We start from the raw sequence: 17,795 nt of genomic DNA, 5'->3' as shown, positions 1-17,795 counted from the left end.
GATGCTGGACTCCCGGATGCAGGAGCCCGAGCACCGGCACGCCCCGATGTTCGTGATCTCCGTGGCCGCCGAGCTTGCCGACATGCACCCCCAGACGCTGCGCCAGTATGACCGCATCGGTCTGGTCACTCCGCGGCGGCAGGGCGGGCGCCACCGGCGATATTCGCCCTATAACATCGTCCAGCTGCGCCAGATCCAGCAGCTCTCCCAGGAGGGGGTCTCGCTGGAGGGCATCCGCAGGGTCTTGGATCTGCAGAACCGGGTGGAGGTGCTGGAGGAGACCGTGGAAGCGCTGCGCCAAGAGCTGCGCGAATCCCAGCGCCATTCCACCGAGCCGCGATTCTTCGCCGTGGGTCCGCATGGCGACGTGGTCACCGTGGCCCGCGGTCGCCGCGCCCGGGCCAACACGCAGGCGCTGGTCCTCTGGGAACCCGGCCCGCGCCGTCGCTGACCTGGAGCGACTCGCGCCCACCCCGCGAGTCCTGAGCGCCGTGCGTCCCGCGGCCCGTGATACTGGTCTCATGTCTGTCGTCTCCCGCTCCCGGCTCATCGTTCCGAGCGCGGTGGGAGTCGCGGCGGTGCTGCTGCTCACCAGCTGTGGCGAGGACCCCGCCGAGACCGTGGAGGAGGCCGCCGAAACGCTGGCTGCTGCGGTGGCCGGCGGAGACTTCTCCAGCCTGAGCTTCGCATCCGGTGACCCCGAGACCATGGCCGCGGCGGTCCAGAACCTCCAGGAGCCCTTCGATGACCTCGATCCTCGGGTGACTCCCGGCGAGATCAGCCTTGATGAGCCGCCGGAGGATTCCCCGCGCCCGGTCACCGCCACGGTCCCGCTTCAGCACAGCTGGGAGCTGGCGGAGCTCGGCATCGAGGGTGAGGCCTGGACCTATGAGACCTCTGCGGAGCTGGTCTATGACCAGGAGACCGCGACCTGGGCGCTCGAGGCGGAGCCTGCGATCATCCTGCCCGACTACACCGGCGCCGATTCCATCAGCCTGGTCACCACCGGGGCTGACCGCGGCCGGATCATGGACGACGATGGACGCGCCATGGTCTACAACCGCGACGTCGTCCGGCTGGGCATCGACAAGGCCCAGCTCGCCCAGGACGGAGAGCCCGCGGAGCAGGACACGCTGCGCAGCTCGGCCGAGGCCCTGGCCGAGCTGGTCGAGATCCCGGTGGACCCCTACGTGGAGAGCGTGCTGGGCGGCGGGGACCTGGCCTTCGTGGAGGCCATCACGCTGCGCCGCTCCGAGGACGAGGTCACCGCCACCGACGTCGAAGCCATCCCCGGCGCCGCCGGCATCTATGACCAGATGTCCCTGGCAGACTCCCGCGACTTCGCCCCGCTGCTGCTGGGCCGGGTGGGACCGGTGACCGCCGAGTCGCTGGAGGCCGACCCCAGCCTGAGCGTCGGCGACAGCATCGGCACCTCCGGCATCCAGGCCTCCTACGAGGAGACCCTGCGCGGGACCCCGGGCATGGCGATCCAGCAGGACGGCGAGACGCTCTACGCCGTGGAGCCCGTCGACGGGGGAGACGTGGAGACCACCATGGTGCCGCGGCTGCAGAACCTCGCCCAGGAGATCGTCGACGAGCAGGACACCTCCGGGGCGATCGTCGCCATCCGGCCCTCCGACGGCGGCGTCCTCGCCGCCGCGAGCCACGACCCGGAGGGCGGACAGGTGGAGATCGCCACCCAGTCCACCTACGCTCCCGGCTCCACCTTCAAGGTGGTCTCCGCGCTGGCCATGCTGCGCGGCGGCCTGACCCCGGACACCGAGGTCGAGTGCTCGAACCGGACCACCGTGCATGGCCAGTCCTTCGGCAACTACACCGGCTTCCCCTCCGAGTACCTCGGCGAGATCCCGTTCCGTGATGCCGTGGCGGTCTCCTGCAACACCGTCTTCGCCGACGCCTACGACGACGTGACCTCCGCCGAGGTCCACGAGGCGGCGGTGGACCTCGGCATCACCGAGGAGACGAACCTGGGCGTGCCGGCACGGATGGGTTCGGTCCCGCAGGACTCCGAGCTGAACCTGCACGCCTCCAACCTCTTCGGTCAGGGCGTGGTGGAGTCCTCCACGCTGGGCATGGCCACCGTCACGGCCTCGATCGCCGCGGGTCACACCGTGGCCCCCCACCTGGTGGTGCCCGAGGAGGAGTCGGAGACCCCCGAATCCGGGATCACCGAGGACGAGGCCGAGGACCTGCGCACGCTGATGACCGACACCGTGAACTTCGGCTCGCTGGAGTCGCTGGTGGAGCTGCCCGGTGAGCCCATCTACGCCAAGACCGGCACCGCCGAGGCCGGCGACGGCGAGGACTCCTACGCCCACACCTGGGTCATCGCCATGCAGGGCGACCTCGCCGTGGCGATCTTCCTGGATGAGGGAGAGTTCGGCGGATCCACCAACGGACCGCTGCTCCAGGAGTTCCTCGAGGGGGCCTCCGCTATCCTGTAGCGGTGACTTCCCAGCCCGACATCTCCCAGCCCGAGGCGCCCGAGCCCGAACCCGCCGCCGCTGAACCGGCCCCACCCGAACCCGCCGCCGCTGAACCGGCCCCGACCGACCCGGCCCCGACTGACCCGGAGCGCTCCCGCCGGGCCCTGCCGATGCGCCGGCCGCTCTCCTTCGTCCGGCGCAGCAACCGGCTCAAGCCCAGCTACCAGCGGACCTGGGACGCGGCCCTGGGGGCTGAGCTGCTGGACATCCCGCACGGGGAGCGTGACACCTCCGTGGCTGAGGACTTCCACATCGACTGGGCCGCCGAGTTCGGCCGCAGCGCCCCGATCATCGTGGAGATCGGTTCCGGCTCCGGAGAAGCGGTGGCCCACGCCGCCGCGCAGAATCCGGACACCGACTTTCTGGCCATCGAGGTCTATAAGCCCGGCGCCGCCCAGCTGGTGAGCCGGATCCGTCGGGAGCGGTTGAGCAACGTCCGGGTCGCCGTGGCCAATGCGCCGGAGGTCCTGGACCAGCTCTTCGCCCCTGGCCAGGTCGCCGAGGTCTGGATCTTCTTCCCCGACCCGTGGCACAAGAAGAAGCACAATAAGCGTCGGCTCGTCGACGAGGGGTTCATCGAGCGCGTCGCCCGGGTGCTGCCCGCCGGCGGCGTCTGGCGACTGGCCACCGACTGGTCCGGCTATGCCGTGCAGATGCGCTCCCTGATCGGCGCCTCCACGCAGTTCAAGAACCTCCACGCCCGGGAGCGGGCAGGGGAGGACTCCCCGCTGACCGAGGTCCGACTCCATGATCTGGATGCGATCTCCATGGGCAGGCAGCCGGAGCCGCTGGAGCTTGGCGAAGCACGCGACGAGGAGGGCGGCTGGGCCCCCCGGTTCCACGGACGCACCCAGACCGACTTCGAGACCAAGGCGCTCGCCGTCGGCCGCAAGATCTTCGACCTGAGCTTCATCCGGGAGCCATAGCGCCGGAATCCGGGGACCGGAGGGGACTCTCGCTCAGCTTCACCACGCACTCGCACCTGTACAGATCCCCCGGCCGCTGCGCCGGGGGACCCGCGTAGATTGGGGTACATCACCTATGTCCGAAGAAGAGTCACCTTCGCGCAGCCAGCGCCTGGGCCAGGAGACCCGACGGGTCTCGCGCCAGGCCGGCCAGGCGCTGGGCCAGCTGAACCCGATCTCACGGTCCACCTATCCGCATGACATCCACCCCGCGCTGGTGCCCGGGATCGGCATCGATGAGCAGCGCCGGCGCTACAGCATCGACTGGCTGATCTTCGCGATCACCGGAGTGCTCACCGTGGCCTTCGTGATCTGGGGGGTCACCAGCCCGGAGAGCGTCGGATCCGTCTCCGGGATGGCCTATGAGTGGACCATGAACCATGCGGGATGGCTCTTCAACGCGGTGGCCATCGTGGTGCTGGTCTTCCTGCTGATCCTCGCCGCCACCCGCTACGGCAGGATCCCTCTGGGCAAGGACGGTGAGCAGCCGGAGTTCTCCACCTTCGCCTGGATCTCGATGCTCTTCGCCGCCGGCATCGGCATCGGGGTGCTCTTCTGGGGACCCGCCGAGCCGCTGACCTACTTCCACAACGTCCCTCCGCCGCTGGAGCACGCACCGGAGTCCGACCAGGCGCTGCACAGCGCCATGGCGCAGACCTATTACCACTGGGGGCTTCACGCCTGGGGCATCTATGCCCTGGTCGGCGGCGCGGTGGCCTATGCCGCCTATCGGCGCGGCCGGGTCCCGCTGATGTCGGCGATCTTCGAGAAGCTCTTCGGCAAGAAGCACTCCGAGGGCTTCGCCGGGCAGCTGATCGACATGTTCGCCATCATCGCCACGCTCTTCGGCACCGCCGCGGCGCTGGGCATCGCGGTGCTGCAGATCGGTGAGGGTGTGGTGATCGTCTCCGGCGCCTCGGAGCTGACCAACGCCATGATGATCGGCGTCATCGCCGTGCTCAGCGCCTGCTTCGTGGTCTCCGCCGTCTCCGGCATCTCCCGCGGCATCCGCTACCTCTCCAGCATCAACATCATCCTCACCATCGGGGTCATCGGGCTGTTCTTCTTCGCCGGACCCACGCTCTTCCTGCTCAACATGCTGCCCTCGGCGCTGATGGAGTACCTGGGCACGCTCTTCCAGATGATGGGCCGCTCCGCCTCCTGGGGTCAGGACACGGTCGAGTTCAGTCCACCTGGACGGTCTACTACTGGGCCTGGTGGATCTCCTGGTCACCCTTCGTCGGGATCTTCATCGCCCGAGTCTCCCGCGGCCGCACCATCCGCCAGTTCATCCTCGGCGTCATCCTGGTCCCCTCCTCGTTGCTGTTCCTGGCCTACGGGGTCATGGGCGGGGTCTCGATGTGGCTCTCCCGGGAGGGTCAGGGCAATGTCAGCCCGGACCTGACCGCCCCTGAGGTGCTCTTCGCCGTGGTCGACGCGCTGCCCTTCCTGCAATGGCTGCCGATCGTCATCGTGGTGATCCTCTCGATCTTCTTCATCACCTCCGCTGACTCCGCCTCGGTGGTGATGGGCATCCTGACCACCCGCGGCGACCAGGACCCGAACAAGATCGTGGTGGTCTTCTGGGGCCTGGTCATGGCCGGCGTCGCCACCGTCATGCTGCTGCTCGGCGATGAGACCGCGCTGGAGGGACTGCAGTCGCTGGTCATCATCACCGCGCTGCCCTTCGCTGTGGTGCTGATCCTGATCATGGTCGCCTGGTCGCGCGAGCTGGCCACCGATCCGCATGCGCTGCGCGAGAAGTACGCCACCACCGCGGTGAGCAATGCGGTGCTCGACGGCGTCGCGCGCTACGGCGACGACTTCGCCATCGAGGTGGTCCCCACCCACCCGGGTGAGGGCGCGGGCGCCGAGGTGGACTCCGAGCATGATGACTACACCGAGTGGTACCAGCGCACCGATGAGGACGGAACACCGGTGGGCTATGACTTCGCCACCGGGGAGTGGGCCGACGGCTGGGACCCCGAGGCCGGAGAGATCGGCACCGTGGTCACGGAGCCGCTTCAGGGGCAGACTGCGGAGTCCGGCGAGGGTCAGACCACCAGCCGGTAGCCGCGCTTGACCACGGTCTTGACCATCCTCGGGTCAGGCAGCGCCTGACGCAGCCGCGAGACCCACATCTCCAGGGCATGTTCCGAGCCGCAGTGCGGCAGCACCGCCAACAGGTGCTCCCTGGAGAGTACCGCTCCCTGCGCCTTCATCAGGGCGCGCATCAGTGCGAGCGGCCCCGGGGCCAGCTGGACCGGGGCCGTGTCCGGAGCGGGCAGATGCAGGGTGTCCCCGCTGACCGTGATCTCTCCGGATCGGGTGCGCAGGCGCAGAGCGGAGTCCTCCGCCACCGGCTGCTGTGCCGGATTCACCATCGCCGTTCCTCCCCGTGAGGCCTGAGTGCTGGCAGCTGCTGGGCTGCCTGGACTCAGGCTAGAGGGAGGGCGTTTCTCGGGGTTGTCGGCCGTGTGACGCTGGTGTGTCTGGTGCTTCTCAGCGGCTGGCGCTCTGGGGGTAGGCGCGGCGGGCGAAGATCAAGAGCCCCACCAGCAGCGCCCCGGGCAGGATCCATCCGGTGAACCCCTGCAGGGTGGCCTGGCGCAGGTCCACCATCTCGCCCGCCTCGGCGAACCAGAAGTGCAGGATCGCCGCCGCCGAGATCATCGACTGGGCGAATGCGGCGGGCCAGATCGACCCGGACTGCATCCGCAGCCAGGCCAGCACGCCGCCGATGATGAGCGCGTAGCCCAGCATCAGCGCCAGCGCCTGGAACACCGGGGTCTGGTCATAGAAGAACCCGGCGGCCAGCAGCGGGGCGTACCAGAGTCCGGAGACCACACCGGTGACCACGACGGCGGCGCGCGGGCCCCAGCGCAGCTGCAGCCGCGGGAAGAGGTAGCCGCGCCAGCCCATCTCGATCCCGGCGTGCAGGAACACCCCGAGGACCGAGGCCGAGAAGATGATCCCCACCTCGAGCAGCAGGCCGGTGGCGATGAACTCCGTGGCGTCGCGACCCAGCCGTGAGCTCAGATCCTGCACGAAGAGCGGCATCGAGGGGTCGAACGGATAGACCCCCAGCGCGCCGCCCAGCGGCAGCGCGATGAAGCTGAAGGCGAAGAAGAGCAGCAGTCCGAGCACGGACCAGCCCAGCGGCCTGCGCACCGGACGCAGCGGGGTGATGCCCAGGGCGTCGGTCAGACTCTGCGGCTTGAGCACCTGCCCGGCCTGCACTGAGTGCTCTGCCTGTTCTGGCTGCGCTGAGTGTTCGGGCTGCACTGAGTGTTCTGGCTGCGCTGAGTGTTCTGCCTGCGCCGCCTGCTCGGGCTGGGCCGCGCCTGAGTGGTGGCCGTAGAGCACCGCCGCCGGCTGCCGGCGCTCCAGGACATAGGCGACCACCGCGGCCAGGGCCGGGGTGACCATGAAGAGGTTGTAATACACCCCGAGCTGGGCGGTGCTGCGCTCCTCGGGACTCATCAGCACCAGCGGCAGAGCGATCAGCCAGCCCAGTGTCAGCGCCACCAGCACGAAGGTGCTCAGGATGACCAGGGGAGTGCGCGGCGTCGCCGGGGAGGAGGGAGGAACAGTCACGCGAGAACCCTACCGGCTCAGCCTGGACCGCTTCCTGCGGACCGCTCAGCCGCGCCCGGAGCTGCGCCGGGCGATGAAGAACAGTCGGCGGAACGGCAGGATCGTGCCGATCCTGGTCGCCGGATAGGCCTCACGCAGCGCTGCCTTGTACTCGGCGATGAACTCCTCGCGGACATCGGCAGGGAGTGCCTCGAGGACCGGACGCGCCGCGGCCGCGGAGATCCAGTCGAAGACCGGGTCCTGGCCCTGCAGGACATGGTGGTAGCGGGTCTCCCAGGCCTCGACCTCCCAGCCGGGCAGCGAGACGTCGAGCATGTAGTCGCTCAGCTCGGCGGTGGGCTTGAGCAGCGACTCCGGGTCGATATGCGCCGCGTAGGGACGCTTGGCGGCGAACTCGGCGAGCAGCCGGTGGCTCGGGGCGCCGAAGTTGCCAGGTACCTGCACCGCCAGCGCGCCCTCGGCGGCCACGTTGTCCATGATCGCCGGCAGCAGCTCGCGGTGCTCGGGGATCCACTGCAGTGCGGCGTTGGAGACGATCAGGTCGGCCTTCGCCTCCAGATGGAGGTCCCGGATATCGGCGCGGGCGTAGGAGATCCGATCGTCATCGGTGGCCTCGCCGGCTCGCTGAAGCATCTCCTGCGAGGAGTCGATCCCGGTGATCCAGGCCTTCGGCCACATTCCACGCAGCACCGGCATTCCGTTGCCGGGTCCGCATCCGAGGTCCACGATCCGGTCCGCCCGGGGGGCGCGCACACGCTGGAGCAGGTCGATGAAGGGCTGAGTTCGTTCGGAGGCGTAGGTCAGATACGCCCCCGGGTTCCACTGGGTACTGGGCATGATCTGAGTCTAAATCGGGGTGTTCGAGAACGTCACGGGGTTTGACACATTCCGACACCGGATGGCGTTGATCGTGATGGGTGGTGTACGCCGAGTCACGCTCCCCTTCGGGCTCTAATGCGAACGAGTTGCAATTGCCTTGGGGTTAAATGAGAATGGTTCGCATGATCTCCAAGCATCTCACTCTGCCTTCTGTCTTCATGATCTCCGCCCTCGCCCTGGTCTCCTGCGCCGATGATGCCTCGCCGGGCGCCGCCGATGAAGCCGCCGACGGCGAGGCCACCGCCACCGCTCCAGCCGAGTCCCCGGAGGCGGGCGACGCTGGAGATGAGGCCGGCGACGCTGGAGATGAGGCCGGCGAGGCCGCCGTCGATCCTTCCGAGCGCGAGACCCACGAGGCTGGTGGTCCCAGCCCGCGCCTGGCGGTCACCTATGAGGGTGGCGTCTCGGTGCTCGACGGCGCGACGCTGGAGGTGCTCAGCGAGGACGAGACCGAGGGCTTCGTCCGGGTCAGCCCGGCGGGCGATGGGCGACACTTCTTCCTCACCGAGGGTGAGAGCTTCCGGCTGATCGATGGCGGCACCTGGGGTGAGCCGCACGGGGAGCACGATCACTTCTACACCACCGATCCATACGTCAGTGACATCACCGTGGACGGTCCCGCCCCGGGCCACGTGGTCTCCCACGACGGCCTCGGGACGCTCTTCTTCGACGGCAACGGTGAGATCCACAGCTACGAGCTCTCCGAGCTCGACGTCGAGACCGAGCTTCAGACAGAGGTCACCGAGACCGAGGAGGCGCACCACGGCGTGGCGGCGGTCTTCAGCGATGGCGGTCGCTTCGAGACCCTGGGCAACGAGGATGAGCGCAACGGCGCCCGGCTCTTGGACGCCGACGGCGAGGAGGTGGCGCGCAGCGAGGAATGCCCCGGCGTCCACGGTGAAGCCTCCGGTCCTGACGGGATGATCGCGGTGGGCTGTGAGGACGGCGTGCTGGTCTTCGACGGCACCGAGTTCACCAAGGTCCAGGCTGAGGAGGACTACGCCCGCATCGGCAATCTCGCGCCGGCCCAGGACTCGCCGGTCTTCCTGGGTGACTACAACACCGATTCCGAGGGTGAGGAGCCGATGACTCAGGTGTCCCTGGTGGACACCGCCAGCAGTGAGATCACGATCGTCGACCTCGACGCCGCCTACAACTTCCGCTCCCTGGCCCGCGGGCCGGAGGGAGAGGCGCTGGTGCTCGCCGAGGACGGTCAGCTGCATGTCATCGATCCGGAGACCGGCGAGCACACCGATCACCTGGAGATCATGGAGGAGTGGACCGAGCCCGAGGAGTGGCAGGAGCCGCGCCCGGCGATCCGCGTGGTCGACGACATCGCCTACATCACCGAGCCCGATGCGCAGACCCTGCACATGGTGGATCTCGGCTCGATGGAGATCATCAACTCAGCCGAGCTGGACTTCACTCCGAATGAGATCGCCGCTGTGGACGGCCGCACGGCCGAGGGCGCGGCGGAGCACGAGGGTGACCACGCCGAGGAGGGTCATGACGACGAGGATCACGACCACACTGAAGACGACGAGGATCACGCAGCAGGCGACGAGGATCACGACCAGGCCGACGATGATCACGACCATGAGGATCACGACCACTGATCCGATGAGGGTGGGTGGCTCAGCGCCGCGAACTCGTCCTGTTCCTCTCGGATGAGCCGGCTGGAAGGGTCGGAGGCACCGCGCCTCCGGCCCTTCTGCGTGCCGCCGCGGCGCTCCACCAGGCTCCGCCGATGATCATCGCGCAGCCCACCAGCTGCCAGGCGCTGGGGATGTCGGCGAAGAGCACCGCCGCCAGCGCCACCGCGAAGACTGCCGAGAGCAGCATCAGTGTGCTGGAGGCGGTCTCGGAGATCGCGGTCATGGCGACGTTGAAGCACAGGTAGGTGAGCACCTGCCCGACGAAGGCCAGCGCGAGCATCGGCCCCCAGCCGTCCAGGCCCTGGGGCACCTCGAGCCGGCCCAGTCCGGCGGCGGTCAGCGCGGTGGTGACTCCGGCCGAGAGGCAGACCAGGCTGAGGATCGTGAACGGCGCGGACCTGTGGCGCCGCGGCTCCTTCGGCGCGGTGCGTCGGATGATCGCCAGGTAGAGCGCATATCCGGTGCCCGCCGCGAGTCCTGCCAGCACCCCCGCGAGCTGGACGTTCCCCAGGTCCAGCGCCCCGGCGGTCAGCGCCACCCCGGCGAGCATCAGCGGGATGATCAGCGCCAACTGGCGCATCGGCCGCACGCCCTCCATTGCCCAGGCGATGAGCGGCAGGATCACGACCTGCACATTGATCAGCACGGTCGCGATGCCCGGCCCGATCATATTGATCGAGGTGTTGTAGAAGCTGTAGTCCACGCCCAGGGCCACACCGGCGATCAGCGCACCGATCATCGTGCCCCGTGAGAGGTTCGCCCTGCCCCTCCGACGCAGCAGCTCCCAGGCCGCCAGCGGCAGCAGCATGGGCACCGCGAGCAGGCAGCGCCAGGCCGCGACGCTGAGCGGTTCGCCGTCGATGGCTGAGATCATCGCCGCCGAGGCGGCCATGGCCAGGGTGCCGAGAACCATCAGGGCGACGCCGCGCGCGGGTGTCATCATAGGGCGGGTCAGGATTTCACGAGGCGACGGATGGCGGCGGTGGCCTCCTGCAGCTTCTCCTCGGCCTGATCCCCTCCTGCGGCGACGGCGTCAGCCACGCAGTGCCGCAGATGGTCCTCCAGCAGGGCCATCGCCACATTCTCCAGCGCCGCCGTGGTGGCGCTGATCTGAGTGAGGATGTCGATGCAGTAGGCATCTTCCTCCACCATCCGGTGGATCCCGCGACTCTGCCCCTCGATCCGACGCAGCCGCCCGAGGTAGCGGTCCTTCTGGGTCATGTACCCGTGATGGTGCTCCTGGGCGGGGGTCTCGGTCGAGGCGTCGCCTGAGGTGTCTGCAGGGTTCTCGAGCGCTGAGCTGTCCATGGATCCTCCTCCGGTGGCCAAGGTCACCACTATATGAGCTATGTTCCTCAAATATACCCTTAGGGGGTATATTTGAGAGTATTCCTGCACCGCCTATCAATCCCTCGAGGAGCCATCATGACCCAGACCCGCCGATACAGCGTGGAGGGAATGTCCTGCGGCCACTGTGAGAGCGCGGTACGAGCCGAGGTTGAGCTGCTCCCCGGCGTCTCCGGACTGGAGGTCAGCGCGGAGACCGGGTTGCTGGACCTCACCCTCGCCGAGGGGGCCGGTCTCACCGACGAGGCGGTGCTCGCCGCCGTGGACGAGGCCGGCTACGACGCCGCGCGCCAGTCGTGAGCTCAGCCGACACCGAGCGCATCGAGCTCGAGATCGGTGGAATGACCTGCGCGGCCTGCGCCCAGCGCGTGGAACGCAGGCTCAACAAGCTCGAGGGCGTCACGGCCACCGTCAACTACGCCACCGAGAAGGCGGCGGTCCAGGTCGGTGTCGCTTCCGAGCGCGGCGTCTCTGGTCGTGAGGCCGCCGTCGCGGAGCTGATCAGTACGGTGGAGAAGACCGGATACAGCGCCCAGGAGCCCGTGCCGCTCACCGAGGAGGCCTCCGCCGCGAGCCCCGCGGCGAGGGACCTGGTCGGGCTGCGCCGTCGTCTGCTGATCTCCGCCGGGCTCACCGTGCCCGTGGTGCTGCTGGCCATGGTCCCGGCGCTGCAGTTCCCCTGGTGGAACTGGGTCTCGCTCGCACTGACCCTGCCCGTGGTGCTCTGGGCCGGCTGGCCCTTCCACCGTGCCGCGGCGCTGAATGCCCGCGCCGGCACCGCCACCATGGACACGCTCATCTCACTCGGCACGCTCGCGGCGCTGCTCTGGTCGCTCTACGCCATGCTCTTCGGTGCCGCCGGAGACCCGCAGCTGCGCCACGAGTTCGTGTTCTTCGCCGAGCCGGTCTGGGCCTCCGACGCCGCCCACGCCATGGGTGCCGCCAGCATCTACTTCGAGGTGGCTGCTGCGGTGACGGTGTTCCTGCTGCTGGGCAGGTACTTCGAGAAGCGCTCCAAGTCCCAGGCCGGCCAGGCGCTGCGCTCGCTGCTGAACCTGGGTGCCAAGGAGGTCACGGTGCTGCGCGACGGCGACGAGGTGCTCGTACCGGTGCGCGAGCTCTCGGTGGGAGACGAGTTCATCGTGCGCCCAGGGGAGAAGATCGCCGCAGACGGCACCGTGCTCACCGGCGCATCCGCCGTGGACATGTCGATGCTCACCGGAGAATCGGTGCCGGTGGAGGTCGCCCAGGGCGACAGCGTCACCGGGGCCACGATGAACTCCTCCGGACGGCTGGTGGTCCGCGCCTCGCGGGTCGGATCCGACACCCAGCTGGCCCAGATGGCCCGCCTGGTGGAGGAGGCGCAGTCGGGCAAGGCCCAGGTCCAGCGGTTGGCCGATCGGATATCCGGGATCTTCGTGCCCATCGTGCTGGGCATCGCGCTGCTCACGCTGCTGCTCTGGCTGGCCTTCGGCCCCTCGGCCGAGTCGGCCTTCACCGCCGCCGTGGCCGTGCTGATCATCGCCTGCCCCTGCGCGCTTGGACTGGCCACCCCCACGGCATTGCTGGTCGGCACCGGCCGCGGCGCGCAGCTGGGGATCCTGATCCGAGGCCCCGAGGTGCTCGAGGCCTCGCGCGGGGTTGACACCGTGGTGCTGGACAAGACCGGCACGGTGACCACCGGGGCGATGAAGCTGGCGGCGATGCATTCCGCGCGAGCCTGGGCGGCGTCGGTCTCATCCGAGCGTGACCGCGCGGACGCCGGGCGCGACGGTGACGGTGACGGCGGGCGCGACGGTGAAGGTGACGCCGGGCGCGACGACGACGCCGAGCTGCTCCGCCTCGCCGGAGCGCTTGAATCAGCCTCTGAGCACCCGATCGCGCGCGCCGTGACCAACGCCGCGCGCGAGACGCTGGGGTCGACCTCCGGGAAGCTGCCCGCGGCCAGTGACTTCACGAACCATCAGGGCTTCGGCGTCTCCGGGACGGTCTCGGAGCGCCTCGTGATGGTGGGCCGCCGTGAGCTGCTGCGCCAGCACGGAATCGAGCTCCCCACCGAGGTGGCCGGGCTGCTGGCCCAGGCCGAGTCGCAGGGATCCACCCCGGTGCTGGTCGCGGTGGACGGCAGCTTCGCCGGGGTGCTGATCGTCTCGGATGCGGTCAAGGACACCTCCGCCGAGGCCGTGGCCCGCTTCACCGCCATGGGGCTCTCTGTCGTGCTGCTGACCGGGGACAACGCCGGGGCCGCGCATCGTGTGGCCGCCGAGGTGGGCATCGAAGAGGTCATCGCCGAGGCGCTCCCGCAGGACAAGGTAGAGGCGATCCTCCGGCTCCAGGAGCAGGGCCGAACCGTGGCCATGGTCGGAGACGGCGTCAACGACGCCGCCGCGCTGGCCCAGGCTGACCTGGGCATCGCCATGGGCACCGGCACCGATGTGGCGATCAACGCCGCAGGGATCACGGTCATGCGTGGAGACCTGCGCTCGGTCGCAGACGCCCTGGCGCTCTCGCGCCGGACGCTGCGCGTGATCCGGTCCAACCTGTTCTGGGCCTTCGGCTACAACGTCGCCGCCATTCCACTGGCCGCACTGGGCCTGCTCAACCCGATGCTCGCCGGCGCCGCGATGGTCTTCTCCTCGCTCTCGGTGGTGGGCAACAGCCTGCGGCTGCGCGGATTCAAGGGCGTATAGGCCGACGCTTGGCGGGGTGCATGCGAGGTGCATGCGGGGCGCCGCCGAAGTCTGTCTAAGATGAGCCCATGTTGAAGCCATTTCGCCAGGTCGACGTCTTCGGTGACGGACCATTCATGGGCAACCCTGTCGCAGTGATCGCCGAGGCCGAGGGCCTCACCGACGAGCAGATGCGCACCATCTCACGCTGGACCAATCTCTCCGAGTGCACCTTCCTGCTGCCTGCGACCACCGCCGAGGCGGACTACCGGGTGCGGATCTTCGCGCTGGACAAGGAGCTGCCCTTCGCCGGGCACCCCACCCTCGGCTCCGCCCGCGCCTGGCTGGACCTCGGTCACGAGCCTCGATCCGCCGGCGTCGTCGTCCAGGAATGCGGTGTGGGGCTGGTCCCGGTGCAGATCGGAGACCATACGCTGTCCTTCGGTGCCCCGGGTCTGGTCCGATCGGGGCCGGTCCCGAAGGCCGCCCGCCAGATGCTCACCGAGGCTCTAGGACTCACTGCGGATCAGGTGCTGGACGCGGCCTGGGTGGACAACGGCCCCGGGTGGGTCGCGCTGCTCCTCGAGAGCGCGGAGACCGTGCTGGGTGTCACCCCGGATCTGTCCATGATCACCGATCCGGAGTACCGACACTTCGGCGTGGTGGCGCTGCAGCCTCAGGGTGCGGACACCGCGCTCGAGCTTCGTGCCTTCTTCTCGGATGACACCGGGGCGTTGCGCGAGGATCCGGTCACCGGAAGCCTGAATGCCTCGGTGGCCCAGTGGCTGGAGTACTCGGGCAAGATGTCCCCGCCCTACGTGGCTAGTCAGGGCACCGTGCTGCAGCGCCGCGGCCGGATCCACGTCGAGGGTGACGGTGAGTCGCTGTGGGTCGGCGGCCGGGCCGAGGTCGCGGTGAGCGGAACCATCGAGGTGGGGGAGCCGACGGTGCAGCGGTGAGCGGACCGGAGGCACCGGGCAGTGCGGCGCCGGGGCCCTCGCGCGTGGTGATCCGACGGGCGTGCCCCGAGGATGCGGATCGCATCGCAGCGGTGCACGTGGCCACCTGGAAGGAGACCTACCGTGACCTGCTCCCCGAGGGGTTCTTCACCGAGGGGCATTCTCGCCAGCGCCGCGAGATGTGGGCGCAGATCCTTGGTGAGTCGCGGAACGAGTGGAGCATCCGGTTGGCAGAGTCCGACGGCGAGATCATCGGCTTCGCGATGGCAGGGCCGGCCCAGGAGCAGGCGCAGTCCGCTGCGTCTCCTGCTCGCTCCCTCTATATGGTCTACGTCCTCCGCAGTCACCACGGCACCGGGGCGGGTCAGACGCTGCTGGACGCGACGCTCGGGACGGGGTCTGGGTCGGATTCGGAACTGGGGCCCGGGTCGGATTCGGTGACCGAGCCCGTCGATCTTTGGGTGGCCAAGCAGAATCCGCGGGCCATCGCCTTCTATCTCCGCAATGGGTTCCGCTTCGACGGGGCCGAGAAGCGGGATCCTGGCGCTCCGGCCATCACAGATGCTCGGATGGTACGGCCTTGAAACTGGCCTCATGCAGCCTCTGGACTCCGGTCAAATAGAACCAAATTGGCATGAACTGAACTATTGAGTCTCACCGCATTAGAAGATATATTCGAATCATGCAGGTTGCACTCACTGATCCGAATGCAGAGCCGCTCCGGGAATCCCAGCGGCTGCTGAATCGAGGTCAGGCCGAGCAGCTGCGGCTGCTCGTGGGCTACGTCGAGTCCTTCCTGCGTGACCTCGAAGTGACCGAGCCCGAGCTCATGCGCAGCGCTCGCGGTCGAGCTACCGCCGAATCGGCGGCCATCATGAACGCGGCCGAGGCCCTGGGGGTCAGCGAGGGGCAGGTGTACACCCAGCACCGGCAGGGGTGCTTCGCTCGGCAGCATCTGCCGCGAGTGTGGGGCGCGGTTCGCGCGGGTGATGTGCCCGTCCGTTCCCTGGTCCGGGTGATCTCGGCCGCTGAGCGTCTCGTCTCCCCGGTGCACCGCGAGCGGCTCGACGTCCAGGCCGCCGCCTATGCCGTCGCGCATCGCCCCGCACGGCTGACCGCCTGGTTGAACCGCTTCGTGGCCCGCACGGAGCCTGACCAGCACGTCCACCGCTGTCACCGCAGCCACGCCGAGCGCCGGGTCTGGCTGGAGCACCTGGAGGATGGAGTCAGCATCCTCCACGCGATGCTCCCCACACTCACCGCCGAGGCCATCAAGAACCGGTTGGTGGAGGTGGCCCGCAGCCCGAAACGCGATGTCCCCTATGATCCGTGCGTCGAGAAGCCAGTTCCGGCTGAGCCTGCCGCACTCCGCGCAGAGGTCCACCCAGGCGGATTCAACTGGCTCGGGCTCCCGAGTGAGGGGCCCGATGATGGCTCCGATGCGGGGTGGGAGGCCCCTCAGCTGGTATCCGCCGATGGCCTCGAGAAGGTCGCCGCGGCAGCGACGGCCGAACCCGCTGCGCCGTTGAGCCGCGAAGCGGGGGATCCCCGAACCCAGGCCCAGCGAGAGGCCGATCTCCTCTCGAGCTGGCTGCTCAACGGAGGGACCGATTCCGGCACCGCGATCAACGCCCACGTCGGAATCCTGATCGAGCCCGAGACCCTTCTGATGGACTCGGCTCGCATCACGGACGCCACCGACGCCACCGACGCCACCGACGGTGCGGGTCGGCCCGCGTTGAGCCGCAATCGACGGCACGCCTATCCAGCGGCGATGATTCGGCGGATCATCCTCAGCCCGGAACACCAGATCACCTGGACCCCGGTGCCGCGATCGACCTCGCTGCCAGCTTCACCTCCGGGCGCGATGCCAGCCACTCCGCCGGGAGTGCCGCGCACCCGAGTCAAGCCTTCCGGTCCGCCGGACCCACCCGGCGTCGCGCCGGATCCGCTCCTCCGCGCACTAGAGCCCCTGGTGCGGGTCTACGAGAGCCGATTTGTGCCCCAGCTGCTGCGTCGGGCCATTGAGTTCCGCGATGGCACCTGCCAGGCACCGGGGTGCATGGTCGCAGCGGAGCACTGCGACATCGATCATCAGATCCCTTGGCCGCAGGGGGAAACCACGGCGTCCAATCTGTGGGCGCTGTGTCGGAAGCATCATCGGCTCAAGACCGCCGGATTCCTCGACCTCCCCGCTGATCGGCCACCCTCGGCGAGCCCGTAGGCTGGCCCTGACACGAGCGCCTCGGGGCGCATCATCAGGTGATGGCTCCTGCTCCACGGCCCAGCCCGATGCCCCGGCGCGGGACCCCGCCGCCACGAAGGACCCGATGACCGACGAATACCGGCTTTCCGCCTCCAGCCTGACCTCCGGGTACGAGGAGCGTCAGGTGCTCGAAGACCTGACCATCACGATCCCGGATGGATCGTTCACCGTCATCATGGGCCCCAATGCCTGCGGGAAGTCCACGCTGCTGCGAAGCCTCGCCCGGTTGATCAAGCCCACCGGGGGACAGGTGCTGCTCGACGGCGAATCCATCTTCAACATGCCCACCAAGGAGCTGGCGCGCACCGTGGGCCTGCTCCCGCAGTCCGCGATCGCGCCGGACGGCATCACGGTGTTCGACCTGGTCTCCCGTGGACGGCATCCGCATCAACACATGTTCAAACGCTGGGGCCATGAGGATGAGACGGCCGTGCGCTCCGCGCTGGAGAACACTGGAATGACCCAGCTGGCCAGTCGCGAAGTAGACGCCCTGTCCGGAGGTCAGCGCCAGCGCGCCTGGATCGCGATGGCGCTCGCTCAGGAGACCCCGCTGCTGCTGCTCGACGAGCCGACCACCTATCTCGACATCGCTCACCAGATCGAGATCCTCGAGCTCTGCTCCCGGTTGCAGCGCGAGGGCCGCACCATGGTGGCGGTGCTCCACGACATCAACCAGGTGCTGCGCTACGCCTCGCACATCGTCGCCATGAAGGACGGTCGCATCGCCGCCGAAGGCACCGCGGAGCAGGTCGGCACCGAAGAGACGATCCGCGGCGTCTTCGGCGTGGAATCCCGCGTCATCGAAGACCCGGAGACGGGCAAGCCGCTGATGATCCCCAGGGCGCCGGTGCTCTGAGCCGGCGCCCGGCACTTGAGTCTCTCGATGAGGTCGTGGAGCATTCCGCGCTGCGCCTGGAGCGTGTGAAACTGTTGCGCAGCGGCAGCGGACAC

General features: G+C 68.7%; 16 protein-coding genes and 1 pseudogene. 12 read left to right on the top strand and 5 right to left on the bottom strand.

Translation table 11 applies throughout. The features are described 5' to 3' along the window. Positions 1 to 16: 16 nt before the first annotated feature. From BG28_RS04455 to BG28_RS16485, 5 genes and pseudogenes are all read left to right on the top strand, one after another. Positions 17 to 451 carry a heat shock protein transcriptional repressor HspR gene (locus BG28_RS04455; protein WP_036474638.1) on the top strand — a complete coding sequence of 145 codons (435 nt, stop codon included), beginning with the start codon at positions 17 to 19 and terminating at the stop codon, positions 449 to 451. 70 nt (positions 452 to 521) lie between these two features. Next, positions 522 to 2,465: a penicillin-binding transpeptidase domain-containing protein gene (locus BG28_RS04450; RefSeq protein ID WP_036474519.1), complete on the top strand. Its 1,944-nt coding sequence runs from the start codon at positions 522 to 524 to the stop codon at positions 2,463 to 2,465. A 2-nt stretch (positions 2,466 to 2,467) separates the two neighbouring features. Beyond that, positions 2,468 to 3,433 (top strand): tRNA (guanosine(46)-N7)-methyltransferase TrmB, encoded by a 966-nt coding sequence (gene trmB, locus BG28_RS04445; RefSeq protein WP_235180963.1) that lies wholly within the window; start codon positions 2,468 to 2,470, stop codon positions 3,431 to 3,433. 115 nt (positions 3,434 to 3,548) lie between these two features. Next, positions 3,549 to 4,586 (top strand): annotated as a pseudogene (locus BG28_RS16490) (BCCT family transporter); the annotation flags it as partial. Between the two features lie 47 nt (positions 4,587 to 4,633). Further along, positions 4,634 to 5,545, top strand: coding sequence for a BCCT family transporter (locus BG28_RS16485; protein ID WP_369797192.1), 912 nt, complete (start codon positions 4,634 to 4,636; stop codon positions 5,543 to 5,545). On the opposite strand, the gene BG28_RS04435 is transcribed toward BG28_RS16485, so the two are convergent. The 3 genes from BG28_RS04435 to BG28_RS04425 all read right to left on the bottom strand — a co-directional run bounded on the left by BG28_RS04435 (position 5,527) and on the right by BG28_RS04425 (position 7,906). Beyond that, positions 5,527 to 5,856, bottom strand: coding sequence for a winged helix-turn-helix domain-containing protein (locus BG28_RS04435; protein WP_036474518.1), 330 nt, complete (start codon positions 5,854 to 5,856; stop codon positions 5,527 to 5,529). The two genes, BG28_RS16485 and BG28_RS04435, sit on opposite strands and share 19 nt — an antisense overlap. 118 nt (positions 5,857 to 5,974) lie before the next feature. After that, entirely contained in the window at positions 5,975 to 7,069 is a 1,095-nt protein-coding gene (locus BG28_RS14215) for a CPBP family intramembrane glutamic endopeptidase (RefSeq protein ID WP_051500973.1), read from the bottom strand. Between the two features lie 45 nt (positions 7,070 to 7,114). Beyond that, positions 7,115 to 7,906 carry a methyltransferase domain-containing protein gene (locus tag BG28_RS04425; RefSeq protein ID WP_036474516.1) on the bottom strand — a complete coding sequence of 264 codons (792 nt, stop codon included), beginning with the start codon at positions 7,904 to 7,906 and terminating at the stop codon, positions 7,115 to 7,117. Positions 7,907 to 8,070: 164 nt separating this feature from the next. On the opposite strand from BG28_RS04425, the gene BG28_RS04420 reads away from it, so the two are divergent. Next, entirely contained in the window at positions 8,071 to 9,564 is a 1,494-nt protein-coding gene (locus tag BG28_RS04420) for a hypothetical protein (protein WP_200869291.1), read from the top strand. Positions 9,565 to 9,583: 19 nt separating this feature from the next. Here BG28_RS04420 and BG28_RS04415 read toward each other — a convergent pair whose 3' ends face one another. Beyond that, positions 9,584 to 10,546 carry a DMT family transporter gene (locus tag BG28_RS04415; protein WP_036474515.1) on the bottom strand — a complete coding sequence of 321 codons (963 nt, stop codon included), beginning with the start codon at positions 10,544 to 10,546 and terminating at the stop codon, positions 9,584 to 9,586. Between the two features lie 8 nt (positions 10,547 to 10,554). Next, on the bottom strand, positions 10,555 to 10,824 hold the full coding sequence (locus BG28_RS04410; protein ID WP_200869298.1) for a metal-sensitive transcriptional regulator: 270 nt from the start codon (positions 10,822 to 10,824) through the stop codon (positions 10,555 to 10,557). 204 nt (positions 10,825 to 11,028) lie between these two features. Here BG28_RS04410 and BG28_RS04405 point away from each other — a divergent pair, with 204 nt between their 5' ends. The 6 genes from BG28_RS04405 to BG28_RS04380 all read left to right on the top strand — a co-directional run bounded on the left by BG28_RS04405 (position 11,029) and on the right by BG28_RS04380 (position 17,700). Further along, positions 11,029 to 11,250 (top strand): heavy-metal-associated domain-containing protein, encoded by a 222-nt coding sequence (locus BG28_RS04405; protein WP_036474512.1) that lies wholly within the window; start codon positions 11,029 to 11,031, stop codon positions 11,248 to 11,250. Further along, a complete protein-coding gene (locus BG28_RS04400) occupies positions 11,247 to 13,640 on the top strand; it encodes a cation-translocating P-type ATPase (RefSeq protein WP_036474511.1) in 2,394 nt (797 codons plus the stop codon). Before BG28_RS04405 ends, BG28_RS04400 begins: the two co-directional genes overlap by 4 nt. Positions 13,641 to 13,708: 68 nt before the next feature. Then, a complete protein-coding gene (locus tag BG28_RS04395) occupies positions 13,709 to 14,578 on the top strand; it encodes a PhzF family phenazine biosynthesis protein (RefSeq protein ID WP_036474510.1) in 870 nt (289 codons plus the stop codon). Next, positions 14,575 to 15,162 carry a GNAT family N-acetyltransferase gene (locus tag BG28_RS04390; RefSeq protein ID WP_235180962.1) on the top strand — a complete coding sequence of 196 codons (588 nt, stop codon included), beginning with the start codon at positions 14,575 to 14,577 and terminating at the stop codon, positions 15,160 to 15,162. The genes BG28_RS04395 and BG28_RS04390 overlap by 4 nt, the downstream gene beginning before the upstream one ends. Positions 15,163 to 15,260: 98 nt before the next feature. Beyond that, entirely contained in the window at positions 15,261 to 16,802 is a 1,542-nt protein-coding gene (locus BG28_RS04385) for an HNH endonuclease signature motif containing protein (RefSeq protein WP_036474509.1), read from the top strand. A gap of 106 nt (positions 16,803 to 16,908) precedes the next feature. Then, the gene (locus BG28_RS04380) at positions 16,909 to 17,700 is read left to right on the top strand and encodes an ABC transporter ATP-binding protein (protein ID WP_036474508.1); all 792 of its coding nucleotides are present in this window, start codon (positions 16,909 to 16,911) and stop codon (positions 17,698 to 17,700) included. The last annotated feature ends 95 nt before the right edge of the window (positions 17,701 to 17,795 follow it).

The organism is Nesterenkonia sp. AN1, from assembly GCF_000582475.1.
In the GTDB taxonomy this organism is placed as follows: Bacteria; Actinomycetota; Actinomycetes; order Actinomycetales; family Micrococcaceae; genus Nesterenkonia; species Nesterenkonia aurantiaca.
The sequence above is the reverse complement of the archived record's forward strand: the minus strand, read 5'-3'. Positions and strand labels throughout refer to the sequence as shown.